This window comes from Mesorhizobium australicum, assembly GCF_900177325.1.
GTDB lineage: Bacteria > Pseudomonadota > Alphaproteobacteria > Rhizobiales > Rhizobiaceae > Mesorhizobium_A > Mesorhizobium_A australicum_A.
This window is the reverse complement of sequence record NZ_FXBL01000002.1, coordinates 156596-179736: the sequence shown is the minus strand read 5'-3', so window position 1 is coordinate 179736 and position 23141 is coordinate 156596. Positions and strand designations below refer to the sequence as shown.

The 23141-nt window shown below is 56.0% G+C and carries 22 protein-coding genes and 5 pseudogenes; 8 read left to right on the top strand and 19 right to left on the bottom strand.

What is annotated here, in order from left to right; genetic code table 11:
• Positions 1–21: 21 nt before the first annotated feature.
• Positions 22–174 (top strand): annotated as a pseudogene (locus B9Z03_RS30105) (transposase); the annotation flags it as partial.
• Positions 141–1187 (top strand): IS3 family transposase, encoded by a 1047-nt coding sequence (locus B9Z03_RS01040; protein ID WP_244561617.1) that lies wholly within the window; start codon positions 141–143, stop codon positions 1185–1187. The pseudogene B9Z03_RS30105 and the gene B9Z03_RS01040, both read left to right, overlap by 34 nt.
• A 142-nt stretch (positions 1188–1329) precedes the next feature.
• On the opposite strand, the gene B9Z03_RS01035 is transcribed toward B9Z03_RS01040, so the two are convergent.
• The 3 genes from B9Z03_RS01035 to B9Z03_RS29680 form a co-directional block, all read right to left on the bottom strand.
• A complete protein-coding gene (locus B9Z03_RS01035; RefSeq protein WP_082549676.1) occupies positions 1330–2883 on the bottom strand; it encodes an ABC transporter substrate-binding protein in 1554 nt (517 codons plus the stop codon).
• Positions 2884–3133: 250 nt separating this feature from the next.
• Positions 3134–4294, bottom strand: a complete 1161-nt coding sequence (locus tag B9Z03_RS01030) for a substrate-binding protein (RefSeq protein WP_085462501.1) — start codon at positions 4292–4294, stop codon at positions 3134–3136.
• A gap of 272 nt (positions 4295–4566) precedes the next feature.
• A complete protein-coding gene (locus tag B9Z03_RS29680; protein WP_162252027.1) occupies positions 4567–4746 on the bottom strand; it encodes an integrase core domain-containing protein in 180 nt (59 codons plus the stop codon).
• Between the two features lie 243 nt (positions 4747–4989).
• Between B9Z03_RS29680 and B9Z03_RS01020 the strand changes: the two are divergent.
• Positions 4990–5639 (top strand): annotated as a pseudogene (locus B9Z03_RS01020) (transposase); the annotation flags it as partial.
• 151 nt (positions 5640–5790) lie between these two features.
• Here B9Z03_RS01020 and B9Z03_RS01015 read toward each other — a convergent pair.
• The 5 genes and pseudogenes from B9Z03_RS01015 to tnpA (B9Z03_RS00995) form a co-directional block, all read right to left on the bottom strand.
• Positions 5791–6870 carry an IS5 family transposase gene (locus B9Z03_RS01015; protein ID WP_056241440.1) on the bottom strand — a complete coding sequence of 360 codons (1080 nt, stop codon included), beginning with the start codon at positions 6868–6870 and terminating at the stop codon, positions 5791–5793.
• Between the two features lie 194 nt (positions 6871–7064).
• On the bottom strand, positions 7065–7370 hold the full coding sequence (locus B9Z03_RS30100; protein WP_037069814.1) for a hypothetical protein: 306 nt from the start codon (positions 7368–7370) through the stop codon (positions 7065–7067).
• A pseudogene (tnpC, locus tag B9Z03_RS01005) lies at positions 7370–8922 on the bottom strand (IS66 family transposase). The gene B9Z03_RS30100 and the pseudogene tnpC (B9Z03_RS01005) overlap by 1 nt, the downstream one beginning before the upstream one ends.
• Positions 8923–8994: 72 nt before the next feature.
• Positions 8995–9342, bottom strand: coding sequence for an IS66 family insertion sequence element accessory protein TnpB (gene tnpB, locus B9Z03_RS01000; protein ID WP_018240454.1), 348 nt, complete (start codon positions 9340–9342; stop codon positions 8995–8997).
• On the bottom strand, positions 9339–9701 hold the full coding sequence (gene tnpA / locus B9Z03_RS00995) for an IS66-like element accessory protein TnpA (RefSeq protein WP_056242661.1): 363 nt from the start codon (positions 9699–9701) through the stop codon (positions 9339–9341). The genes tnpB (B9Z03_RS01000) and tnpA (B9Z03_RS00995) overlap by 4 nt, the downstream gene beginning before the upstream one ends.
• 243 nt (positions 9702–9944) lie before the next feature.
• Between tnpA (B9Z03_RS00995) and tnpA (B9Z03_RS30550) the strand changes: the two genes are divergently transcribed.
• The 5 genes and pseudogenes from tnpA (B9Z03_RS30550) to B9Z03_RS00970 all read left to right on the top strand — a co-directional run.
• Positions 9945–10373 (top strand): IS66-like element accessory protein TnpA, encoded by a 429-nt coding sequence (gene tnpA, locus B9Z03_RS30550; RefSeq protein ID WP_432416975.1) that lies wholly within the window; start codon positions 9945–9947, stop codon positions 10371–10373.
• Positions 10370–10720 (top strand): IS66 family insertion sequence element accessory protein TnpB, encoded by a 351-nt coding sequence (tnpB, locus tag B9Z03_RS00985; protein WP_085462499.1) that lies wholly within the window; start codon positions 10370–10372, stop codon positions 10718–10720. The genes tnpA (B9Z03_RS30550) and tnpB (B9Z03_RS00985) overlap by 4 nt, the downstream gene beginning before the upstream one ends.
• 60 nt (positions 10721–10780) lie before the next feature.
• Positions 10781–12418 carry an IS66 family transposase gene (gene tnpC / locus B9Z03_RS00980; RefSeq protein WP_085462498.1) on the top strand — a complete coding sequence of 546 codons (1638 nt, stop codon included), beginning with the start codon at positions 10781–10783 and terminating at the stop codon, positions 12416–12418.
• Positions 12418–12717 carry a hypothetical protein gene (locus tag B9Z03_RS00975; protein WP_056242805.1) on the top strand — a complete coding sequence of 100 codons (300 nt, stop codon included), beginning with the start codon at positions 12418–12420 and terminating at the stop codon, positions 12715–12717. The genes tnpC (B9Z03_RS00980) and B9Z03_RS00975 overlap by 1 nt, the downstream gene beginning before the upstream one ends.
• 11 nt (positions 12718–12728) lie before the next feature.
• Positions 12729–13049: pseudogene (locus B9Z03_RS00970) on the top strand (integrase core domain-containing protein); the annotation flags it as partial.
• 162 nt (positions 13050–13211) lie between these two features.
• Here the strand turns inward: B9Z03_RS00970 and B9Z03_RS00965 are convergent.
• From B9Z03_RS00965 to B9Z03_RS00915, 11 genes and pseudogenes are all read right to left on the bottom strand, one after another.
• Positions 13212–13814: a HupE/UreJ family protein gene (locus B9Z03_RS00965; protein WP_056242802.1), complete on the bottom strand. Its 603-nt coding sequence runs from the start codon at positions 13812–13814 to the stop codon at positions 13212–13214.
• Positions 13815–13947: 133 nt separating this feature from the next.
• A pseudogene (locus B9Z03_RS00960) lies at positions 13948–15440 on the bottom strand (ABC transporter substrate-binding protein).
• 75 nt (positions 15441–15515) lie between these two features.
• Complete coding sequence (locus tag B9Z03_RS00955) at positions 15516–16118, bottom strand: ANTAR domain-containing response regulator (RefSeq protein ID WP_082549692.1); 603 nt, start codon at positions 16116–16118, stop codon at positions 15516–15518.
• An 11-nt stretch (positions 16119–16129) separates the two neighbouring features.
• Positions 16130–17302 carry a transporter substrate-binding domain-containing protein gene (locus tag B9Z03_RS00950; protein WP_082549691.1) on the bottom strand — a complete coding sequence of 391 codons (1173 nt, stop codon included), beginning with the start codon at positions 17300–17302 and terminating at the stop codon, positions 16130–16132.
• Between the two features lie 13 nt (positions 17303–17315).
• On the bottom strand, positions 17316–18023 hold the full coding sequence (locus B9Z03_RS00945; protein WP_085462496.1) for an urease accessory protein UreF: 708 nt from the start codon (positions 18021–18023) through the stop codon (positions 17316–17318).
• Complete coding sequence (locus tag B9Z03_RS00940) at positions 18016–18510, bottom strand: urease accessory protein UreE (RefSeq protein WP_056242797.1); 495 nt, start codon at positions 18508–18510, stop codon at positions 18016–18018. The genes B9Z03_RS00945 and B9Z03_RS00940 overlap by 8 nt, the downstream gene beginning before the upstream one ends.
• A 3-nt stretch (positions 18511–18513) precedes the next feature.
• Positions 18514–19212 (bottom strand): urease accessory protein UreD, encoded by a 699-nt coding sequence (locus B9Z03_RS00935; protein ID WP_176247385.1) that lies wholly within the window; start codon positions 19210–19212, stop codon positions 18514–18516.
• A gap of 141 nt (positions 19213–19353) precedes the next feature.
• The gene (gene ureG, locus B9Z03_RS00930) at positions 19354–19974 is read right to left on the bottom strand and encodes an urease accessory protein UreG (RefSeq protein ID WP_056242613.1); all 621 of its coding nucleotides are present in this window, start codon (positions 19972–19974) and stop codon (positions 19354–19356) included.
• Positions 19975–19983: 9 nt separating this feature from the next.
• A complete protein-coding gene (gene ureC, locus B9Z03_RS00925; protein WP_056242614.1) occupies positions 19984–21699 on the bottom strand; it encodes an urease subunit alpha in 1716 nt (571 codons plus the stop codon).
• The gene (locus B9Z03_RS00920; protein ID WP_056242616.1) at positions 21692–22393 is read right to left on the bottom strand and encodes an urease subunit beta; all 702 of its coding nucleotides are present in this window, start codon (positions 22391–22393) and stop codon (positions 21692–21694) included. Before B9Z03_RS00920 ends, ureC begins: the two co-directional genes overlap by 8 nt.
• A 37-nt stretch (positions 22394–22430) precedes the next feature.
• Complete coding sequence (locus tag B9Z03_RS00915) at positions 22431–23138, bottom strand: ABC transporter ATP-binding protein (RefSeq protein ID WP_056242618.1); 708 nt, start codon at positions 23136–23138, stop codon at positions 22431–22433.
• Positions 23139–23141: the final 3 nt, after the last annotated feature.

Here is a 23141-nt window from a genome sequence, read left to right as displayed (position 1 = left end):
CCATGATCGAAGGACGGACTGATGAAGCGAAAGCGATTTACGGAAGAGCAGATCATTGCGGTTCTGCGCGAGCATGAGGCGGGCGCGAAGGCTGGCGATCTGGCTCGCAAGCACGGGGTTTCCGAGGCGACGCTGTATAACTGGAAGGCGAAGTATGGCGGGATGGACGTGTCCGACGCCAAACGCCTGAAGGCCCTGGAAGACGAGAATGCGAAGCTGAAGAAGCTGCTCGCCGATCAGATGCTGGAAGCCTCGGCGCTGCGCGAGCTTCTGTCAAAAAAATGGTAGGGCCCGCCGCCAAGCGCGAAGCCGTCGCGCATCTGCAGGCCGTCATGGGCCTGTCGGAGCGTCGGGCCTGTTCCTTCGTCGGTGCCGATCGCAAGATGATCCGCTACCAGTCAAGGCGCCCGGCCGAGATGGGATTGCGCACCAGGTTGCGCGATCTTGCCAACGAGCGCCGACGCTTCGGCTATCGGCGGCTGTTCATCCTGCTTAGGCGCGAAGGCGAGCCGTCGGGGATCAATCGCATCTATCGGCTCTACCGTGAGGAAGGGCTGACCGTGCGCAAGCGTCGGACACGTCGGCGAGCCGAGGGCACCCGAGCGCCGATCCTGGTCCAGGCTCGGCCAAATGCACGCTGGTCGCTGGATTTCGTGCACGACCAGTTCGCCTGCGGGCGGCGCTTTCGTGTGCTGAACATCGTCGATGACGTGACCCGGGAGTGTCTGGCCGCGATCCCGGACACTTCGATCTCCGGCCGCCGTGTCGCTCGCGAACTGACGGACCTGATCGCCGAGCGCGGCAAGCCGGACATGATCGTCTCCGACCACGGCACGGAGTTCACATCGAACGCAATCCTCGCCTGGTCGAAGGATCATCGCGTCGAGTGGCACTACATCGCGCCGGGCAAGCCGATGCAAAACGGCTACGTCGAATCCTTCAACGGCCGGATGCGCGACGAGCTTTTGAACGAAAGCCTGTTTTTCGGCCTCGACCACGCCCGAAGCGCCATCGCCGAGTGGAGGGAGGATTTCAACACCGCGAGACCCCATTCCTCGCTCGGCTACCAGACCCCGGCGGCCTTCGCCGAGGTTATCGCCGCAACCGGCTCCAACACTGCGCCGATTGCTCAACCCACGCCAAACGGCGTAACAGAAACGGTCGAGGCTCTAATCGCCGCTGGATGACAGTTCAGTGGCAGGTCACCCTTTCGAGACTAACGTCTCAATACCCGACCATTCCGTTGCGTGATGGAACATAGCCGCTCACCTCAACAATCTGCGGCCTGAAGCGGCGCATTAATAATATGTGGCAACGATGTCCGTCGGATCAAATATTCGAATCTATCCATACATTTTTGAACGAATTCCAATCTTGACTTGGATTGCAAAACCCTTTGACTCGCGGGTGATAACAAACGTTGCCACGCCGCAAATTTAGTACTGGTAGCACCGGTAAATCGTCCATAATTTGTTTATTGGCTCGCCGATAGAGCTGGAGTCGCTGAAGGTCATCCTGTGATCGCCGTGCTTTGTCCAACAAGTTGTCAACTGTTGGATTAGAATAATATCCTGCGTTGAACCCATGCGGCGAGCTATTTCGTGAATGCAGCACCTGGTCCAGCCAAACATCGCAAGACATACCCCAACTCATATGCGAAACACCGACGCCATCCGGCAAACCAGATCGCCATTGGTGGCAATAAGAAATCCAATCCTCTGTCCACACGATTTCCGCGCCATACCCAACCGCTTCCAGACTCGTAGCAAGATAGTCGCAGATCCGAACAGTATCCCCCCCGCCGGCCTTTGCCGACATGATGTGCAAACGCCAATTGGAAGCTACACCTGCTTCCTTCAAAAGTTGCCGTGCACGTTCCGGATCATATTCATAAGGAAAACAGTACGTTCCATCAAAGGCTGGCGAGGCCGGAGGCAACATGCCGGATGCGGCAACTGTATGTCCCTTGAAAATGTCGTTGCAAAGCGCATCGCGGTCGAGCGCATGCGCGATTGCATGACGGACGCGAACGTCACAAAGAACGGGATCTCGCATATTAAAAATAAAGTACCAAACATGAGGTACTTGGCCGTCGACAACAACAAAGCCACGTCGCTTCAACTCATCAAGATCGGTTCCCTCAAGACCATAAGCCAAATCGGCTTCTCCGTTGAGCAACGCTTCATACCGATCTTCCGATTTCGGGTAGGGTTTAAATTCGATCCCATCTAGCCTAGGGACTCCCCCCCAATAGTCGTTGTTGCCAATCAGCCGGACTCCACTGCCGAAACGCGTTGAAAAGCGACAATCAAACCGAAACGGGCCAGTACCTGGCGCACGATCCGCGATACCCGCGTTTCCATGAATTTTCAGTGCTTGTGGGCTGAGATAGACATGCGCACCGGGTGCATCCTCTTGCGTCATGTATCGAAGAAACTCTGGAAAAGGTTCCTCCAGCGTCATCAGGACCGACAGTGGGTCGAGGACTTCCACCGATTTTAATGCTTCAAGACCAATCCTGTTATAATCTGCTGCCACAGGGGAATATTGAGGAGCCTGGGGATTCCACATGCGTTCTATATTGAACCGTACCGCCTCCGCGTCGAACCGACATCCATCGTGAAATCGCACTCCGTCTCGCAAGCGAAATAAGTATTGAAGTCCGTCATTGGAGATTTCAACCGAAGTGGCAAGCGCGGGAATGAGTCGTGTCGGGTTGGCCGCCTCATCCTCCAGATCGTCCTCAAAAAGACTTTCGAACACCTGCTGAACCACTCTGCCGGTAGTCCACCCGCCAAATGAAGTGGGCGGATCAATGGCGTCGACCTCCCAGTCGAGGGCTACACGGAGAGTAGACTTAGGAAGATTTTCATGCTTTCTCATAGTTTTCTTTCGTTTTAGCTATCCGCAGGGCGCCGCTACATTCCAAATTCACCAACGCGCAAGCGTGGAGAACTCTCATGCGCGACGATGTTGGTTATCTATCTGCTAGATTTTGGAGAATTTGACGTTGAGCCTAGAGCGATCCTGGTTTTCACTGAATTGTCAGAACCGCTCTAGGAAGGCATTTCGGTCAACACGTTTGTACGGGCGGAAAAATTCCTTGGTCCAACGAAGTGTCAAGGTATGCGAATTAAAGATCAGGACATTGCTCGCCCGGATCTACATTTGGCTCTGTCTTAATAATTTTAGTATCGCCCTGAGCATTCACCTGAGCGAGATACATTGTCAGCGGTGCATGGCGCTGCTTCGACATTTGTATTGGACCTCTCGGACCATCGAAAGTGACTTCGCTCAGAGCCTTTACAACAGCATCGGTGTCCGTTGTGCCGGCTTTTGCGACAGCTAGGGCATAGAGATGAATGGCATCATATTGAGGGACCGAGAGTTCGCTCGCGGTTTTTGTCTCGGCCCCAAATTTGTCCTTTAATGCTTTCAGAAACTTCGCGTTACTCTCAGAATCGATGCTGGTGTAGTATGTGCCACCGAGATAAATACCTTCTGCATCAGCACCCAAGCTTTTTGCAGTACCTTCATCGAGTGCATAATTCCCGTACAATGCGGTCACACCAGCTGATCGCAGTTGCTTCGTAAACGTGACATTCGGCGCGCCGGCTGCTGTCGACGTTATAATGGCGTCTGGATTGGCCTCACGGATTTTGCTGATAATCGACGTCCAATCGCTCGCGTCGATCGGATTATATTCTTCTCCGACGACGGTGCCGCCCTTCTCCGTGATGTACTTGTTAGTGTCGCCTAGGAGGCCACGGCCAAAGGCGTAGTCGTTTCCAACCAGGAAGAATGTTTTGGCACCCTTATCTTTCATAAAGGCGTCGACCATGAGAGACACCATCTGCTGTGGTACCCAAGCATCAATATGTTGATATTTGTTGCAAGACCCACCCTCATAGAACGAAGTATAGATATAGGGGATTTTTCCTCTAGTGATGATCGGTAGCCCTGCGTTTCTGGCCGAACTTGGTTCCGATGAAATTATGACATTAACTTTCTTTTGAAACACGAGATAGTCATACGCTTTCTGGGCTCCCGCGGCACTCGAGGCACTGTCGGCAAGTTCCATGGCGAACTTCCTGTTCAACACTCCTCCGGCGTCATTAATTTCTGAAATCGCAAGCTCCATTGCCTGCAACACTGCGGGGGCGGTGACACTGTTTGCACCACTTAATCCCCCTGGTATACCCAATACAATTGGATCGTCTTCAGCAAAGGCCCCTCCGATTGAAAGTGCGGTTGCCGCAAACAATACCAGAGCTTTTTTTAGTGATGTTCTCATTGCGTTCCCCTTATTGATCTTTCACCTCCTTCGAGGCTGCGGCCAAATGCCGACAACAGCCATCTCAGGCGATGAAATAATGTTCAGTTTTGAGAATGCCACGCGCCACATAATCGCACTGGCAGGAAAACCTGCAAGTCGAACTCGGCGCTGATGTTACAGTGGCTAGCCCGCCACTGAGAGAGAAAGCTTGCACATAACCAAAATGACGTCAATATTAGTTTTCGGGTTCTGGCAGGCGACTGTTGTTGCCCCTGAATGATCGGACACGATCACGGTTGGGTTTGCTCTGCGATGAACTCGCAGGGTGAACGATAGCCGAGTGCTTTGTGGGGATGAAGAGTGTTGTAACGCTCGATCCACAAAGGAAGGTTTTCCATTACGGTTCTGGCGTCCGGCAGGGTGAGATGCGGATGTAGTCGCGCTTCATGGCCTACGAAGGCCTCTGCCATGCCGTTTGACTGCGGGCTCCGTACCGGGCGTTGTCCTCGGCTCCAGTCCGATGTCGCGCGCCATCGCTCTGGTTTCGCAGGCGATGTACCCGATCGTTTTCGGAGAGCCACTCGATCGTTTGCGCCAAGCGATTGACTTGTCCGTAGCGGCTTTCGACGGCGGTTGCTCTGAACCCACAGAATTGGACCGTTCATAATTGGAGTTTTCCGCGCTAGCTTTCCTGGCTGGGGGAGCGGAGAACGATGAAGGCATCGAGGTTTTCGGACGCGCAGAAGGCGTTCATTCTGAAGCAGGGGGCAGACGGGATTCCGGTTGCGGAGATTTGTCGCCGCGCCGGGATTAGTCAAGCGACCTACTTCAACTGGAAAAAGAAATACGACGGGCTGCTGCCGACGGAGATGAAGCGGCTGAAGCGGCTCGAGGACGAGAATGCCAAGCTACGGAAACTCGTCGCCGACCTGTCGCTGGACAAGGAGATGCTCCAGGACGTCATCCGCCGAAAACTGTAAGGCCTGGTCGCAAACGCGAGCTGGTGGCGGAGACGTGTGCTGATTGGAACGTGTCGATCCGGCGGGCCTGCCGGGTTCTGGAGTTCGACACTTCGACCTATCGCTACAAGTCCCGCCGCCGCGACCAGGCCGGCATCGAGGCTCGGATCAAGGACATCTGCGCAACGCGGGTTCGCTACGGCTACCGGCGTATTCACGTGATGCTCAAGCGCGAAGGCTGGGACATCAACATGAAGCGAACCTATCCTATTTACAGGGATTTGGGTCTTCAGCTCCGGAACAAGACGCCGAAGCGGCGGGTCAAGGCGAAGCTGCGGGAAGACCGTTGCGAAGCCACGCGGCCCAACGAGACCTGGGCGATGGACTTCGTCCACGACCAGTTGGACGCCTCGAACTACCCGGATTTCGGCGCTGGTAGGACGGAGATGAGGTCTGGCGCGGCCTGATGCGCGGCGATTGCTTCGGTTTTGGTCTTTAGGCCGGCGCAGGGCGCCGATTTTGGCGTTGCGACGGCGGTTTTCGCCGCTCACGCGGTCATGCGGACGCAGTTCGCCCCTCGTGCCAGACGAAGCGGGTGAGATTGTAGGCGAGATTGGCCATGCCGATCTTGGTTCTGGCGCGGGCGATACCGATGGTGCGGACGAACAGGCCCATCCTGGACTTCTGCTGGGCGAAGACGTGCTCGACGAATGCGCGGGTTTTCGATCTCCGACCATTGGCCCGCGACGTCGCCTCGCTCATCGGCCGACCTTTCGGCTTCTTCTGATGAATGTCGGAAACGTAGCCGTTCTTCTCCAGCCACTCCTCGTTCTTCTTCGAGCGATAAGCCGTGTCGGCCCAGACCGTCGAACTGGTGTTGTTCTTGTCGAGCACATTGCGGAGCTGGGCGCCGTCATAGGCCGCCGCGCTGGTGACATTCCAGCCACGGATGAGGCCGTGCCGGCGATCGATCGAGGCATGGTTCTTGTAACCGAAGGCGGGAATGGCGATGTCGCGCGGTTGCGGCTTTCCATCCTCGGCCGCCTTGGCCTTCGAGAACTTCACCGTCCAACGCGCATCGCGATCCTTCTGGCGCAGCTTCGCGGGCTTGTCTTTCCACTCGTCCGGTATCTTGCCCGCTTTGATGTCGGCCTTCTCGGCATCGGTGTTTCGCTGCTTCGGCGCCGCCACGATGGTGGCGTCGACAATCTGACCGCCCATGGCAAGATAGCCGGCCCTGGTGAGGTGCTTGTCGAAACGGGCGAACAGGTTCTCCACCGCGCGGGCTTGTGTGAGATGCTCGCGGAACAGCCAGATCGTCTTGGCATCAGGCACGCGATCGCCCAGCCCCAACCCGAGAAAACGCATGAACGAGAGCCGATCCTGGATCTGGAATTCGGCCTGATCATCCGACAGACTGTAAAGCGCCTGCAACACCATGATCTTGAACATCAGCACCGCATCGTAGGGCGGCCTGCCGCCCTTGGCGCCGTCGGAGCGTTTCAGCGCCTTGGCCAACGGCTTTCGGAAAACCTCCCATGGCACCACCGCGTTCAGCTTTTCCAGAGGATCGCCCGCCTCGCTCAGTCGAGCATACCGCTCGTCAATGTCCCAAAACCCGGCCTGTCCCCGCATCCATCCCCTCCCGGCAAATCACCGGGGCAGTGAATCATCCCGAGCCGTCAATGGCGAGGTTTTTCGAGGCGTCCAGTTGGCGATGGGCAAGAAGATCCGCGTCTTGACGGTCGTCGACACGTTCTCACGTTACGTCCCAGTGCTCGACCGTGAGCGTCCGGCGAAGGCATTTTCGCTTGGTTGAGAGGCCGATATTATAGGCCGCGTTTCATCTCGTCTGCCATAACGCGTTCGACCACATCCGGATCGCATTGTTCATCGACGAGAAACTGGCGGATTCCACCATCCCATGTCCTTATGTCGGCGAGGAGATTTTGGAGCTCGTCCACGCCGTTCTCGGTCAGGCCCTTCGTGCCGTATTCGCTGCCGTCGCGGACATAAAGCAATTCGCCCTCGCTGATATTATCCGAGTTGGCGGTCACCTCTTCGATCAACTCGAGGTTCTCGCCGATCATCTCAGCGACCTCTTTGAGGGTATAGATGATCCTTGAGCGCGCCATCACGCAGCCTCGTACCGGTCTTTTGCCGGAGCCCACTGCCACGGGAGCAGTTCCTCAAGTCGATCCTTCGGATGGCTCTGGATCCTGGTCAGGACGTCTGTCAGATAGGCCTCTGGATTGCGGCCATGGAGCTTAGCTGTCTCGATGATGGTCAGGATATTGGCGATGCGCTCGCCGCCCTTGTCTGACCCAGCAAAGAGCCAATTTTTTCTTCCAATTCCGAGTGGCCTCATAGCGCGCTCAGCTATGTTGTTATCGATTTCGACACGGCCATCGTCAATGTAGACGCTCAAAGCTGCCCATCGCGAGAGAGCATATCGCATCGCTTCTGCTAGCTTCTGTTTCTGCGGCAGCGTCGAAAGCGTCGTTTCAATCCAGGCCTTGAGGTCCGCCAGAATGGGTCTGGCGTGTTGCTGGCGCAGTGTTCGCCTCTCGTCAGCCGACATGCCGCGGATACGGTCCTCGATATCGTAGAGTGCACCGATGCGCGACAGAGCCTCGTCGGCGATCGGAGATGGCTTGAGCTTGATCACATCATGGAACTTACGGCGCACATGCGCCATGCAGGCAGCTTCGATGATCTGGTTGCCGTAAAGCTTGCTGTAGCCAGCATACCCATCCGCATGCATTACGCCGCTGAAGTGAGCGAGGTGTTCAGCCGGATGCACGCCCTTTCGGTCGGGGCTATAGTAATAGGCGATCGCTCCGGGCGTGGGATCCTTGTAGCCGCTGCCATCGAAGACATAGACCCAGACCCTGCCGGTTTTCGTCTTTCCTCGTCCTGGGTCGAGGACATCGACCGGGGTATCGTCCGTGTGTATTCGATCGACGGCCGCGATGTGGGCTCTGATCAGCAGGATGAGCGGGGCCAGCAGGACTGACACGCGACCGACCCAGTCCGCCATGACGGAGCGGGAGATGTCTACCCCCAGCCGGTCGTACATCTCGGACAAACGGTAGAGTGGGATATGATCGTCAAATTTGGCGACCATGATGTGTGCGAGCAGTCCTGGTCCAGGTTTGCCTCGCTCGATCGGCAAGCTCGGCATCTCACCCGATACCGTTGTATCGCAGTCCTTACAGACCATGCGCTTCTCAATATGCCGGAAGCCGGCACATGCTCCATCACCTGGACCACCTTGTCGGCCGCCTTCAGGAAGGACAGGCCACCACAAGTCGGGCAACTGCAGGGCGCTGCGTACACCCGCTCTTCAGTTGGAAGGCCATCCGGCAGAGGTCTGCGTTTCGGCTTGTCGGGGGTATCATCCAGATCTGGCAGCAGGCCTTTTCCGGAACGAGCATCAGCCTCGGCGCGAGAGGATTCGATCTCCTCGAGCATCAGTTCGAATTGCTCAATCTTTCGATCGATCTTTTCTGAGGATGCGCCGTGCTGCCGATGTCGGAGCAGTTCCAGCTGCGCGCGCAGAAGACCGATGATCGAGTCGCGTTTGATGACTTCGGCTTCTTGCGCGCTGAGTTTCACCGCCTGTTCAGCGACGAGCGCGCGCAATGCCAATAGCTCGTCCTGACTGTCCAGCGGCGGTGCTTTCATGCCCAAAAACATAGCCGATTTGCAGCGAAAGCACTAGCGTTTTGCCTCGGATGTCTCTGTAAAATATAGCTTTTAACCCGTTCGGCCAGGGGCGGAAGTCCACGCTGGTCGGCGCCAGTCAATCCCTTCAACAAGCATCGACAACTGAGCCTGCGTCAGATGCGCAACACCATCTTTCGCCGTCGGCCAAGGAAAGTATCCGCGCTCGAGAATCTTGTAGAATAGGCAGAACCCTTGGCCATCCCACCATAGAAGCTTGATCCGGTCGGCGCGCTTTCCACGGAACCCGAAGATCGCTCCGGAACCCGGCGCTTCCTTGATCACCGCCTCGACCATAGCAGACAGACCATCGATACCGCGCCGCATATCGGTCACCCCGCAAGCCAAGTAGACCCGCACATTTCCTGTCGGCCCGATCATGCAGCCTCAACACACGCGATCAACGATGACAGCGTCTTGCGTTCAATGTCCGCCGGAACTTTCAAACTGCGACCATTTCGTAGCTGGATCTTGATAAGCACTGGCCCCCCGCCGGCCGCCGGCATCTGCCCGAGGCTTATTTCGTTGACCAGGTGGACCGGCAGGAACGAGGCTGACACATCCAAGTGGCTAAGCGTTTTCCGCCATAAACGGATCTGCGCAGGATAAATGTCATGGCGACGAGCGACATCACCAATGCGAACGCCCGGTTGATCGGCTTCAGCCAATATCGCCAGCTTCGCTTCCTTCGACCACCGCCGCCTACGCTCAACGCCGGAAATGATCTCCATGCGAGCCATGCCAACCTCTCAGATCTGATATTAGTGTCAGCACTAATGCTGGTTCTAATGCCAGAACATCGCCTAACTGGCTCGTTCAGCAAAATCCGCTCACCGGACGCTCACGCTCGACCCGCGGTTCAGCTACCGGGCCGAAGATGTGGTCAGGACGCTGGAACAGGTTTGCCCCACGATCGGCTATCCGAAGATCCGGGTCGATCAGGGGTACCCCTGCGCCGAAAGCCGTCTGCCATGATTTGATGATTGGCTTTAAGTGCATGCCTTATGTCATGCGCTACAGTCGTTTCACAAATTGAGGTTCTGGCTGCCGGTGACCTGGGCCGTCGGCGGGTCTGGACGGATGAAGAGAAGATCCGCATCGTCGAGGAGAGCTTGCAGGGCTATCGGCAGGGTTCGGCGACGGCTCGGCGCTACGGGTTATCGCGCTCGCTGCTTACGATCTGGCGTCGGGAGTACCGGAGCGGCGTTCTTGGCCGTGCGGCTTACCATGGCTTCGTGCCGCTGGCGATTTCGCCGCCGGAAGCCGAGCCTCGTGAGGTGGTGTCGCAGCCTCGGACTGATGATGACGTGCGGATCGAGATCGGTCTACCGAATGGCCGCCGCCTGACGATCCCGGCCTCGCTCGATCCGAACATCCTGGTCCGTCTGTTGCCGGTTCTGGACGCGTCATGATCGCATTTCCGGCCGGGGTGAAGGTCTGGATCGCGGGTGGCGTGACGGACATGCGTTGCGGCATGAACAGCCTGGCGCTGAAGGTGCAGGAAGGGCTCGGGCGCGATCCTCATGGCGGCGAACTCTTTTGTTTCCGGGGACGCAAGGGCGATCTGATCAAGGTCCTGTGGCATGACGGGGTTGGCATGTCGCTCTATATGAAGCGCCTGGAGGCCGGAAAGTTCATCTGGCCAATCAGCCATATCGGCTCTGCCGTTCCTGTTTCGTCAGCGCAATTGGGCTATCTTCTCGAAGGGATCGACTGGCGTAATCCGCGCTGGACGCAGCGACCTTCGAAGGCAGGTTGATCGTCCATATTTATCTGTTTTTGTTAGGTTTTCGGCGGCTATCATGGTAACCTTTCCACCATGGATGAAGCCGCTTCGGAGATTGCCAGATTACGCGAAGCGCTTGCGGCATCGGAGGCTCGCGCCGTCTTGGCCGAGACCGAACTTGCGCAGGTCCGCGCCGTCGTCTCAAGCTCCGAGGCGATGATCAGGCACCTCAAGCTCGAGATCGCCAAATTGCGACGCGAGCAGTATGGCCAGAGTTCGGAACGCCGTGCCCGGCTGATCGACCAGATGGAGTTGCAGCTCGAAGAACTCGAGGCCGACGCAACCGAAGACGAGATAGCGGCAGAACGCGCCGCGGCGAAGAACACGAATGTTTCCGCCTTCGAACGTCGTCGTCCGGTGCGCAAACCATTTCCGGAACACTTACCGCGCGAGCGTCTGGTTATCGAGGCTCCCTCGACCTGCACCTGCTGCGGTTCGCCCCGAATCTTGAAGATGGGCGAAGACATAACCGAGACGCTGGAGATGATCCCTCGCCAGTGGAAGGTAATCCAGACGGTGCGCGAGAAGTTCACCTGCCGGGATTGCGAGAAGATTAGCCAGCCACCGGCGCCCTTCCATGCCACACCGCGCGGATGGGCGGGACCGAACCTGCTGGCGACGATCCTCTTCGAGAAGTTCGGCCAGCATCAGCCCCTGAACCGCCAGGCCGAGCGTTATGCCAGGGAAGGCGTCGATCTCAGCCTCTCCACGCTGGCCGATCAGGTCGGCGCTTGCGCCACCGCCCTGCAGCCGGTCCATGATCTGATCCGGGCACATGTTCTCGCCGCCGAGAGGTTGCATGGGGATGACACCACCGTGCCGCTTCTGGCTCGGGGAGCAACGAGGCAGGCCCGGCTCTGGACCTACGTCCGCGATGACCGCCCCTTCGCGGGCGGCGCTCCTCCCGCGGCACTTTTCTACTTCTCTTCCGATCGTGAGAAGACCCATCCCAACCGGCATCTCGCTGGATGGAGCGGCACACTGCAGGCTGACGCCTACGGTGGCTACAACGACCTCTATCGTGCAGGCCGCAGCCCCGCGCCGGTGCTCAGCGCCCTGTGCTGGAGCCATGCGCGGCGCAAGTTCTTCGAACTGGCAGACATTGCCGGCAATGTGCGCAAAGGCAAACCCGGTCACGAGATCTCGCCTGTCGCGTTTCAGGCCGTGGCTCTTATCGACGCCCTGTTCGACATCGAGCGTGGGATAAACGGTATGCCTGCCGAGAAGCGGCTTGCTGCCCGACAGCAGCATGCCCGCCCTCTCGTCGAGGAATTGCACGACTGGCTCAAGGCCCAGCGCGCGCAAATGTCCAGGCACAATCCCGTTGCCAAGGCGATCAACTACATGTTCGAGAAGGAGGGACGCTGGGAGGCCTTCACCCGTTTCCTCGAAGACGGCAGGCTTTGTCTTACGAACAACGCCGCCGAACGCGCTCTGCGCGGTATCGCTCTCGGCAGAAAGGCATGGCTCTTCGCCGGTTCCCAGCGCGGAGGCGAGCGCGCCGCTTTCATGTATTCCCTGATCGTTACGGCAAAGATGAACAATATCGACCCGCAGGCCTGGCTGGCGGACGTGCTCGCCAGGATGCCCAGCTTCCCCGTATCCAGAGTACCTGAACTGCTGCCGTGGAACTGGTCTCCCGCCGGAGACGCCCGGCAAGAGGCCGCCTGATGGCACGCCCAACCCGTGTCTACACCATCGAATACGTCGCCACGCTGATAGGCGAGAACCTCGAACTCCTCCAGGAAATCACCGGCAATTCGGAGAACATCGACTACGGCGAGATGATCCATGTCCACGACGGAAGCGAAGAGGGCATCACTACCTTCACCGACCGAGGCATCGAAAGCCTGAAGGAGTTCCTCGCAGACGTACGGACCTGGGACGGCGGTGTGCGACAGTTCCTCGCGGATTCCCAATGCGATCCGGGAATGATCAAGCGCGTCATGGCAGACAAACCAAATTCCTGATCTCTCGCGGTCTTGGCCGGATGGATACGATCAGGGCTCGGTTCGTGTCACGAGATCTCGACCTGTGGGCCTACACAAGAGGCGTGACGCTCGACTTCAGCCGGCCCGGAAAGCCAACCGACAACCCGACAACGCCTATATCGAAGCCTTCAACGGCCGCTTCCGAGCGGAGTGTTTGAACGCCCACTGGTTCCTGACGCTTGCGGATGCCGCCGAAAAAGATGGAGAATTGGCGCAGATACTACAATGAGGAACGCCCGCATGGGGCGATCGGGCACAAGGTCCCGATCTCGTTGATCAATCCCGATGGCGCAACCAGCCCGCCATCGTGAAAACGCCGGAAAACTCTAACCTCCGGCGGTCCAAACAATGGGATCAGAGCAATCAAGGGCCGGACTCTAATCTCAGATGGAGGAAATTACCCGTGGCAGGTCAGTATGCGGGAAATCGGGCGGCGCTACCTCCAGAGAAGGCTACGCAGCCTCGACGATGGATCAAATGACCCCTGTGACGACGGCCACGCCGGCAACTGCAGTAAGCGCGCCTGCTGCCCGGACCAGCGTTTCACCCCGCGGACCAGCCCCGCTTGCCGCGATCGACCCGAGGCCCAGGCCAGCGGCATGCAGCAGCGCGGTTGCGACAACGAAGCCTGCGCCGTAAGCAAGGCCAGCAACGCTGTCCGGCATCTCCGCGCCATGGGCAAAGCCATGGAACAGGGCAAAGAAGCCGACCAGTCCCATCGCCGCGGCAACGACCGGCTTCAGGCCAAATGCCACCGCCGCACCAAGCACGACGATGGACAGGCCGATGCCGAGTTCGACAAACGGCATCTCAATGCCGGAAAAGCCGACGACGCCACCCACAGCCATGACGCCGACAAAGGCAGCCGGCACCAGCCACATGGCGCGGCCGCCCAATTGCGCGGCGAACAGGCCAACCATGACCATGGCGAGGATATGGTCGATGCCTCCAATCGGATGCATGAAGCCGTGCGCGAAACCGCTCGCATCGCCGACACCGACATGGGCGCTGGCAACGGTGGAGCTTGCGGCGAATATGGCTATAGCCATCATTACTTTAGTCAAACTTTTTTGCATTGTCTGTCTCTTTGCGTTCGGTCTCATAGTATTTATCTTCAATGCATTATCGACGCAGACCGCAATCCGTCCGCGCCGATACTACAAGTAGTCGCAGGCAAAAGCATCAATAACTCTAAGGTCACAACGACGTTCAAGTTCTGGATTCTATCCAAATATTTTTGAACGAATGCCAATTCTGGTGAGGGTTACGAAAACCCCTTACGCGGGGGTGATAACAGACAGCACCACGTCGCAAAGTTAACATGGGAAGTACCGGAAGATCCTCCATAATCAATTCATTAGCCTTTCGGTAAAGCTGAGCCCGTTGGCCATCATTCTGAGTTTCACGCGCTCTATCTAAAAGGCCATCAACTTTTGAATTAGAATAGTACCCTGCATTGAACCCAAATGGAGAGCAATTTCTCGAGTGCAGCACCTGGTCCAGCCAAATGTCACAAGACATACCCCAACTCATTTGTGAGACGCCCGCGCCATCCGGCAAACCAGAACGCCACTCGTTGCAGTAGACGACCCAGTCTTCTGTTCGGACTATCTCTGCACCACATCCTATTACTTCGAGGCTCTTCGCGAGATAATCACATATTTGCACGGGCATGAGCTGCCCAGAACCAGCATTTGCCGTCATGATACGCAATCGCCAATCGGACGGGACACCTGCCTCCTTGAGAAGCTGCCGCGCCCGTTCTGGATCGTATTCGTAAGGAAATTTGTAATTGTCGTCGAAGGCTGGCGAGGCTGGTGGTAACATTCCAGATGCGACCGCTGTATCTCCCCGAAAGACGCTATCGCTCAATTCTTGCCGATTGATTGCATGGGCAATAGCATGACGCACTCTAGTGTCACGAAGAACTGGATCGCGCATATTAAAAATGAAATACCAAATGTATGGAACCCGACACTCTTTTACAATGAAACCGCGTCGCTCTAGTTCGTCGAGATCACTACCTTCCAAGCCATAAGCAAAATCGACATTGTCGGTGAGTAGTGCCTCATACCGATCTTTCAACTCCGGATACGGTTTAAACTCAATACCCTTAAGCTTGGGTGCGCCCCCCAGTAATTCTCATTTCGCTGCAGCCGAACACCGCTTCCGAAAGGCGTCTGAAACCGCTCATTAAAACGAAACGGGCCAGTTCCGGGAGCATGATCGGCAATACCCGAGTTCCCTAGTCTCTCTAATGCCTCAGGGCTGATGTAGACGTGCGCGCCGGGAGCATCTTCTTGAGTCATGTAACGGAGAAACTCTGGAAAAGGTTCCTTCAATGTGAGTTTGACCGTGTATTGCCCCAAAATCTCCATGGAATCCAGTACCTCTAGTCCAATTCGATTATAGTCCGCTGCCACGGGCGAATAATGGGGAGCTTTGGGATTCCACATCCGATCTATATTGTAACGAACCGCCTCAGCGTCGAAAGACGTTCCATCATGGAATTGGATTCCTTCTCTCAGATGAAATGTATATTTCAGTCCATCGTCAGAAATATCAACTGATTTTGAGAGCGCAGGGATAAGTTTTGTCGGGCTTGCTTCTTCGTTCTCAAGGTCATCCTCGAATAAGCCTTCAAATACCTGCTGAACCACTCGACCTGTATTCCACCCCCCGAAGGATGCCGGCGGATCCATGGGGTCTACCTCCCAGTCAAGAGCAACACGAAGGAAAGAATCTAATTCAGTTTCAGATTTCATCTTGTATCTCCTTTAGAATTCCTCGGAATAATCATCTCTTCCTTCATCTATGGCGATGAAGTGGTCAGCGATCCGTGTCATCGATACACGCTGCTCCAGAGACCAACGTCGGATTAGTTGATATGCTTGATCTTCGCTAATCGATCGCTCGGTCGCCAGACGTCGAACCGCGTTGTTCACTACGCGGCGTGATCGTAAAGTTTCCTCAAGCTTGACGATTTTACTATTTTGTCTGCGTTCAAAACGGTAGCGCGAACTAGCGACGGATAAAGTCGATAGGATGCCGAAAGGATGGATGGGCTTCGCGATGATGGCCTGCGCATCAGCGTCCAATAGTTCACGAACAATGGTCGGGCTCTCATATTCCACAATCCCGATAAGTGTGCCTTCCCGGCCGTTCCTCAAGGCACTTACGTCGATAGGAAGATGTCCGCTAAAAAGACAGAAGACGACATCGGCATGAACTGGCCAACTTTCGGGAATTGGCCACTGTGTATTGACCTGGCACCCGATCCGCTTCAGATGTCGAATAAGTTCATTACAAGCTGCGTCCTCTGGATGAATCACCCAAACTTGCAGTTTCCGCAATTCTCGAATCAGCGCCTCACCGGACATGAAGCTTCTTTCTATCCTTGAACGTGGTTAATTCGACCCAATCCCACATAGTTCATAAGATACGGATCGGGTTTCATTGCCTGTTTGAATTCTGCGACAACTCTAAATTTTCTTCCAGCTTCCGTCATTCCAATTCGTGGCCAGAGATAAGTGTGGCTATTATCAGGATCGACCATAACCACGCCTTGAGGAGCAGAGATTTCTAATCCGAGCACTTCGGCTCGAAGTCGTTCAGGGTCCAGTGTTCCAGCACGCTCTAAAGCTCGGGCAAATAGCAGAACGGTGAAATACGCGGCCTCGGCACAAGCATCGGTCGGCCGTTTAGCTCCGAAACGCTGATGATAGTTGGCAACAAAATTACTATTTCGTGGCGATCCTACTGTTTCGAAGTATGGGGCGGAAACGATATGCCCCGGCAACGGTTCGAACCACATTTCTTGACAATGCGTTTCGTTCGTCGTCAGGGAGGCGATTGGCATGACAGATGGATCAAGATTCTCGGTGGCATACGCATCATAAAGTGCCGCTATTCCAGGTCCCACCACCGTGGAGAAGATCACATCGGCACCGAGCGCTCTCGCCTCTTTGACGATATTCGAAAAGGCGTCTCTCTGTGCATTAAACGGCAGATAGTGTTCACCAACAATACTGCCACCAATCTCGGACACGAGATCTTGCATAATTCGGTTCGATTCACGTGGGAAAAGATAATCGGTTCCCACACACATCAGCTTTCGACCGTACCGGGGAAAAAGATATTCGGCGAGTGGTAGATGAAGTTGATTTGGTGCCGGTCCGGTATATATAATATTCGACGAGTATTCAAACCCTTCATAGCCAATTGAGTACCAAAGAAGTCCTCCACGCCGCTCTATTACAGGAATCACTGCTTTTCGACTGTAGGAAGCCGAACAGCCAAATATATTAGTCACCCCTCTATCCATCAGCAGCGAACTGGCGAATTGGGCGTAGCGTTGTGGATCGGAGGCGGGGTCGAGGATTAAGGGTGAGATCGGTTTTCCAAGCACGCCACCTGCTAAATTTATCTCGGAAATGGCAAGTAAGGTGCCCTGTAGTTGAGAAATCTCAGAGATCGCCGTTATACCACTCCTCGAGAATAGGATACCAACCGGCCAAGTGCCTTCCAAGCGGTAGGACTCCTGTAATTCATCAACGCCGCGCATCTCGTAATTCCCGCTACGTCGCGAATTGGCGTAGTGGATTGCGCTGAAGCTGTAACATCGCAATATCCAATTCGAGAGTAGTCGAACTCATGTCTTCCAAATCCATATCCAAGGCTCGTTCCGCGGCTTGGATAATAGTCGGAACGCATTGGTGAAGTTGAATTTGTGCGTCTACCGATCCCATCCGTCCCAGACGTACTGCAGCCGAAAAAAGACCACTTGCCGCACCTCGCAATTCAGCGAGAACAGTGTTCTCAAGGCCTATTCCTTGGGAAGCCGATATTGCTGCTGTGACGACGGCAAGGTTACCGCCCTCGCCCGCTTGCACTTCTTGGCAAAACGTAGCGAGTACACTGTGAGGCCATATCCGTGGTGCCAACTTTGCCAGATGACGTCCAGACGAGATCGATGCGTTCCGCGCAGGCACCGACAGCTTCAGAGCTAAGAGATGTTCGTCGATCTTATGCAGTTGGACAAGGTCGGCCATTGAAAACATTCGATGCGCATGAGCAGTGGCAACTGCGTCAGAGCGACCCGTACCATGGAGTAGTACCGCTTTGACAATTTCCACGATTTGAATCGAGTTTTTTGGGATCTCGTTGAGCAGTGCTTCCAATCCGAAGGAGTGAACATAACGTCCTATTGGCAGAGAACTGTCGGCCAGCTGGAGGGCCGTCAGAAAGCTCGCACGATTGGGGGGCTCTAGCGACGCTTCACCCATGAGAGTGTCCTGACACTACAAGTGGACGAGAAACTCCGAGCCGAACATAGTCAAAACGAAGCGACAATTCGCCCAGTTTAAGATCTCGAACCGTTTTGGCCATCAGTTCCTCACTTGAGAGCATCGGCACGAGAATGCGACAGCCGTCTACCTCAACCGGCACGTGCTGGTTTCCGAAAGCGTGACCGATAAGCGTAGCCTGGCGGACGATGTCTGGGATCGAGTTCGTATGATCGATATCTACGACCAGCGCAAGCTCCACAGGTCTTTGAGCGACGATTGTATGATCATCGTTGCTAAATAGAATCGCTCCGTCGAAAATATACTGACCGTGCTCCATAGACACAGCAAAGTCGAGCCCACCCTTTGTGCGTCGCCGGAGCCGTCGCTTACTTGCCTCCGCCCATGATATTTCTATGAAATCTACTACGCCGGCGGTGTACTTGGTTGCATCGAGGGCGCCAATTATTCTATTCGAGACAAGCATAATCTATTTCCTCCGAGATGGGGCTGGCGCGCCAATCATCTGCATTCGAACGCGGGACCAAGTTTCGTCCATGAGTCGCATAGCTACTGATGATGACCGAGCAAGGACCCTCACAACAATGCCAACCGCTCCGGGTAAGGCACCCACACCTAGTCGAAAGTCTTCACCCATCATTTCCAGGGATGTGGCAGCCTCGTATATCCCCTTTGCATTCCCGCCCGGAGCAAGCGCCAGCAGGTTTCCCGAATAGAGGAAGGAACCAAGAACGCCTCTTGTATTGATTGGAAGCGCCGCCGGTTCCATAAGCATGCGGTCAGTGAAAAGCGTACTTCCACCGACCTTTATTTGCGTTTCTAGTTTGAGACGATCGAACGCGAAGACCTCGCCACGGGCCAGGCGTCCTGGTGAAATGATTTCGCTTGCAACCAACATAGACCCTCGCTCGAGGTCGATCATGGTCTCTTGGTCGTAAGATGACTGTGCCTGCGGGATTAGTTGGTCCGGCAGATACTCGATGTATGATCCCTGCGTTACCTCCAATTGTACCTTCTGCAACGCCGACCCTTCCAACATGCGGTGTAGCTTCGTTGCGGACGTGCTCGTTACATGAAGCTTGCCACCGTCCCGCGCAGCAATCCGCAGTTCCAGCTTATCGCCGTCAAACACCGCTCCCGAGGGGTTTTGGACGTAGACGAAAGCCATGCCAGGCTGCCGCTCGTCTAAAAAGAGAGGAGTGGTGAAATGCAGTGGAAATCGTTGGCTCCGTTGCATAAGATGCGTTTTCCCCAGGCGGTCAGCGGCAAATTCTAGATCAAGTAGGCCGGACGAACGTACCATGTCCGATCAATGAACCCCGCAACCGAAAAGGGCATCAGTTTTCATGGCTTTGAAAACCTCCACAGCTCCCTCCGGCGAACGCAAATTGGTGTAAATGGTCGGCCTTTGAGGGCGATTGATCTGAACGTCATGACGGATGCGGTCGAGATCAGCCCCCACATGCGGAACCAGGTCAATCTTATTGACGACAAGGAGATCGGCTTGGAGCATTCCAAGCCCCCGCTTGCGCGGTATATCGTCGCCAGCGGCGCAATCGATCACGAAAATCCAGTAGTCGACGAGCTCCGAGGAGAACGTTGCCGCCAAATTGTCGCCGCCACTCTCAATCAAAATCAAATCGAGCGGATTCTCGCGTTCCAGGGTGTCGGCAGCCTGAATGTTTACCGAAGGGTCTTCCCTGATCGCGGTATGAGGGCATGCGCCGGTTTCAACGCCGATAACCAGCGTTTCCTCGATGAGGCCACTCGCCTTGACCCGCAACGCGTCCTCCAGGGTGACCAGGTCATTGGTGATGACCGCAGGCTTCAGCCCCGCCTCGTGGATAAGAGGCAGGAGACGCTCGATAAGCCTCGTCTTCCCGGAGCCCACCGGCCCCCCGATGCCGATACGCACGGCTTTTGCAGACATGAATCGCTCCTATTTCAATGTGTAGAGAGGCCCAAGCGGCAGTTTGGTGGCGGGCAGCGACGTGCAATGTTCACCGTCCACTTCCACTTGGTAGGTTTCGGGATCGACCGTTACTCTTGGAGCTTTGTCGTTCCAAAGCATGTGTTTCTTGGAAAGCTTTCGGGTTCCGGAAACAGCCACGCATCGTGATCGCAGTTCCAGCTTTCCGGCAATGTCGTGGTCGAGTGCCCGCTGCGACACGAAGCGTACCGAAAGCGATTGGACGGCGCGTCCGAACGAGCCCCACTGAGGCCGGTAGCGCAGCGGCTCGCAGCAATTGAGTGACGCGTTCGCCTCACCCATCACTGCCATAACCGGAAAGCCCGACTTGAAGACGGCCTCCGGCTTGATGCCGAACAGCCCCGGCTTCCAGAAAACGAGGTCGGCCAGCTTGCCGGGTTCGAGCGAGCCAACATATTTGTCCACGCCAAACATCCGCGCGGGATTGATGGTGTACTTGGCGATAAAGCGCTTGATCCGGGTATTGTCATTACCACGACCGCTATCCTCCGGCAGAGCCCCGCGCTGTATCTTCATACGTGACGCTGTCTGCCACGTACGAGCGATTGTTTCGGCAATGCGGCCCATGCCTTGGGAATCGGAACCGATGGCGCTGATTGCGCCGATATCGTGCAACACGCCTTCCGCGGCAATAGTTTCGTGCCGAATCCGGGATTCGGCAAAGGCAATGTCTTCGGGCAATCTCGGATTCAGGTTATGACTGACCATCGCCATGTCGAAATGCTCGTCGAATGTATTGATGGTGTAAGGGTTGGTCGGGTTGGTCGACGAAGGCAGCACGTTTTCGAAGCCGCACACCTTGATGATATCGGGCGCATGCCCTCCGCCAGCCCCTTCGACATGGTAGGCATGGATGGTGCGGCCATTGATGGCCTTCAAGGTCCGCTCTAAAAAACCGAACTCATTGAGCGTGTCGGTGTGCAATTGGATTTGCACATCCGCTTCATCAGCAGCTACCAATGCAGAATGGATCGCAGCGGTTGTCGCACCCCAATCCTCGTGAATTTTCAATCCGGCAGCCCCAGCGTCGAGTTGCTCGAGAAGGGGGTCGCTACTGTCTGACGCAGCCTTTCCAAAGAAGCCGAAGTTAACAGGAAAGACCTCAGCAGCCTGAAGCATGAGTCCAAGATTGACCGTGCCGGTGGAGGCGATCGGAACCGTTGTGGCTCCAAGCCCGCCGCCGAACAAAGTGGTGATGCCGCTGGACAGCGCCTCTTCGCACTGACCCGGGTCGATGAAATGAACGTGGCAATCGAGCCCCCCTGCCGTGACGATCAGGCCCTCCGCTGCGCGAACATCGGTGTTGGTGCCGACGATTAATCTTGGGTCCACCCCATCCATGATCCGCGGATCTCCGGCCTTGCCAATGCCGGCGATCAGGCCATCCTTAATCCCGATGTCCGCTTTGATTATCCCGAGGACTGGATCGATGATCGTGGCGTTGGTGATGACGAGATCGAGCGCCCCGCCCGCCGCGGTGATGTGGCCATGACAGCCAGTGCCCACTCTTATGGTTTTTCCAGCTCCGAACACGAGCTCGTCGCCCGGCACCAAAAGATCTCGCTCGACTTCCGCCCAAAGTTCGGTGTCAGCGAGACGCACCCGGTCTCCGGTCGACGGTCCGTACAACTCGACATATTGACGACGCGACAGAAGCTTAGCCATTTTGGGCTCCCCTGAAACCTTCGGCCGCTGCGCGTGCGATTGCCCTGTGTTTTACCTCCGGATCGTCCAGGAGACCTTCCGTCAGGCTGTTGAGCCCCTCCACGCGTCGGTCGCCTCCAATGGCAACAAGATCCACGGTTTTCTCATCCCCTGGCTCGAACCGAACCGTCGTTCCAGCTGGAATATCAAGACGGAAGCCGAACGCTGCAACCCTATCGAAATCCAACTCGGGGTTTACCTCAAAGAAGTGGAAATGAGAGCCGATCTGAATGGGGCGGTCGCCCATGTTGCGAACGACGACCTGTGTGGTCGCGCGACCCACATTGATTTCTATCCCGTCTTCCGCCAAGCGGTAGCAACCCGGCTCCTCTTCCTCTTCGACATCCTGTGGTGGGCTTACGGGGTCATGCACACAGACGAGCTTTTGGCCGTCTGGGAACATAGGTTCGACCATCAGCATTTCGAGCAACGATACGACGCCCGACTGAACTTCCTCAGCGTTCAGTATGGTGCGGCCAAATGCCATTAATTCCGAAACGGACTTCCCTTGCCTAGCTCCCTCATGGATAGCGTCGGCTATTATCGCCCTCGCCTCCGGTAAGTTTAGTCTCAGTCCGCTGGCCCGGCGGCGCCGTGCCAGTTCGGCTGCGACAAAAACCAGAAGCCTGTCACTTTCTTTTTTGGTCAGGTACACTGGATATCCTCCGAACTTCGAAACTAATTAAGAGTGATCAAAGGCTTATATGCGCTAGGATTTTTGCATGGGTATCCGGATCCTGGGTATTTCCAGACCCGGATATTTCGCCTTTATCCAGAAGGACGTATTTATCGGAAACGGCGCAAGTGAAGGAAAGGTTCTGCTCAACCAGCAGAACGGCGAGGCCCAGACGATCCCTCTCCGCTTGGATGATCTTGACGAGGTTGGAAATTACCGATGGCTGCAGACCCTCGCTTATCTCGTCGATCAGAAGAACCTTGGCTCCCACGGCCAGTGAGCGCGTCATCAGAAGCATCTTCTGTTCGCCGCCACTTAGCGTCCCGGCTTTTTGCCGCAAGCGATCCAGCAGGAACGGAAAGCAACGGCTGATCGTGTCCCTTGCCTCGCTCCAGTCCGCCGAACCACGCAATGCCAAACGAATATTCTCCTCGACCGTAAGATCCTGAAACAACGCCTTTTCCTGCGGTATGTAAGCTACGCCAAGCCGAGCAATTTGATGGGGCTTGCCGTCGCTGACCGATTGCCCGGAGAGCGAAACGGTGCCGGAAAACTTGGGCAGGTATCCCATGATTGATTTGAGAAGCGTGGTCTTGCCCATACCATTCTTGCCAACCACAGCAAGAATTTCACCGCGGTCGATCGTCAAATCGACGTCGCGGACCACGGGGGCCTGCCCGTACCCCGTGGTGAGGCCCTTCAAAGCGAGCACTGTTTCCGTCATAGT

Excerpts from the sequence above, each read along its gene's own strand:
- B9Z03_RS01030 (WP_085462501.1), bottom strand. The coding sequence starts at position 4,294 with ATGAGAACATCACTAAAAAAAGCTCTGGTATTGTTTGCGGCAACCGCA.
- B9Z03_RS30100 (WP_037069814.1), bottom strand. The coding sequence starts at position 7,370 with ATGGCGCGCTCAAGGATCATCTATACCCTCAAAGAGGTCGCTGAGATG.
- B9Z03_RS00915 (WP_056242618.1), bottom strand. The coding sequence starts at position 23,138 with ATGACGGAAACAGTGCTCGCTTTGAAGGGCCTCACCACGGGGTACGGG.
- B9Z03_RS00955 (WP_082549692.1), bottom strand. The coding sequence starts at position 16,118 with ATGTCCGGTGAGGCGCTGATTCGAGAATTGCGGAAACTGCAAGTTTGG.
- ureG (WP_056242613.1), bottom strand. The coding sequence starts at position 19,974 with ATGTCTGCAAAAGCCGTGCGTATCGGCATCGGGGGGCCGGTGGGCTCC.
- B9Z03_RS01035 (WP_082549676.1), bottom strand. The coding sequence starts at position 2,883 with ATGAGAAAGCATGAAAATCTTCCTAAGTCTACTCTCCGTGTAGCCCTC.
- tnpB (WP_085462499.1), top strand. The coding sequence starts at position 10,370 with ATGATCGCATTTCCGGCCGGGGTGAAGGTCTGGATCGCGGGTGGCGTG.
- B9Z03_RS00945 (WP_085462496.1), bottom strand. The coding sequence starts at position 18,023 with ATGGGTGAAGCGTCGCTAGAGCCCCCCAATCGTGCGAGCTTTCTGACG.
- tnpC (WP_085462498.1), top strand. The coding sequence starts at position 10,781 with ATGGATGAAGCCGCTTCGGAGATTGCCAGATTACGCGAAGCGCTTGCG.
- B9Z03_RS00975 (WP_056242805.1), top strand. The coding sequence starts at position 12,418 with ATGGCACGCCCAACCCGTGTCTACACCATCGAATACGTCGCCACGCTG.
- tnpB (WP_018240454.1), bottom strand. The coding sequence starts at position 9,342 with ATGATCGGGCCGACAGGAAATGTGCGGGTCTACTTGGCTTGCGGGGTG.
- tnpA (WP_056242661.1), bottom strand. The coding sequence starts at position 9,701 with ATGGCTCGCATGGAGATCATTTCCGGCGTTGAGCGTAGGCGGCGGTGG.
- ureC (WP_056242614.1), bottom strand. The coding sequence starts at position 21,699 with ATGGCTAAGCTTCTGTCGCGTCGTCAATATGTCGAGTTGTACGGACCG.
- B9Z03_RS01015 (WP_056241440.1), bottom strand. The coding sequence starts at position 6,870 with ATGCGGGGACAGGCCGGGTTTTGGGACATTGACGAGCGGTATGCTCGA.
- B9Z03_RS00965 (WP_056242802.1), bottom strand. The coding sequence starts at position 13,814 with ATGCAAAAAAGTTTGACTAAAGTAATGATGGCTATAGCCATATTCGCC.
- B9Z03_RS29680 (WP_162252027.1), bottom strand. The coding sequence starts at position 4,746 with ATGGCAGAGGCCTTCGTAGGCCATGAAGCGCGACTACATCCGCATCTC.
- B9Z03_RS00950 (WP_082549691.1), bottom strand. The coding sequence starts at position 17,302 with ATGCGCGGCGTTGATGAATTACAGGAGTCCTACCGCTTGGAAGGCACT.
- B9Z03_RS00940 (WP_056242797.1), bottom strand. The coding sequence starts at position 18,510 with ATGCTTGTCTCGAATAGAATAATTGGCGCCCTCGATGCAACCAAGTAC.
- B9Z03_RS00935 (WP_176247385.1), bottom strand. The coding sequence starts at position 19,212 with ATGGCTTTCGTCTACGTCCAAAACCCCTCGGGAGCGGTGTTTGACGGC.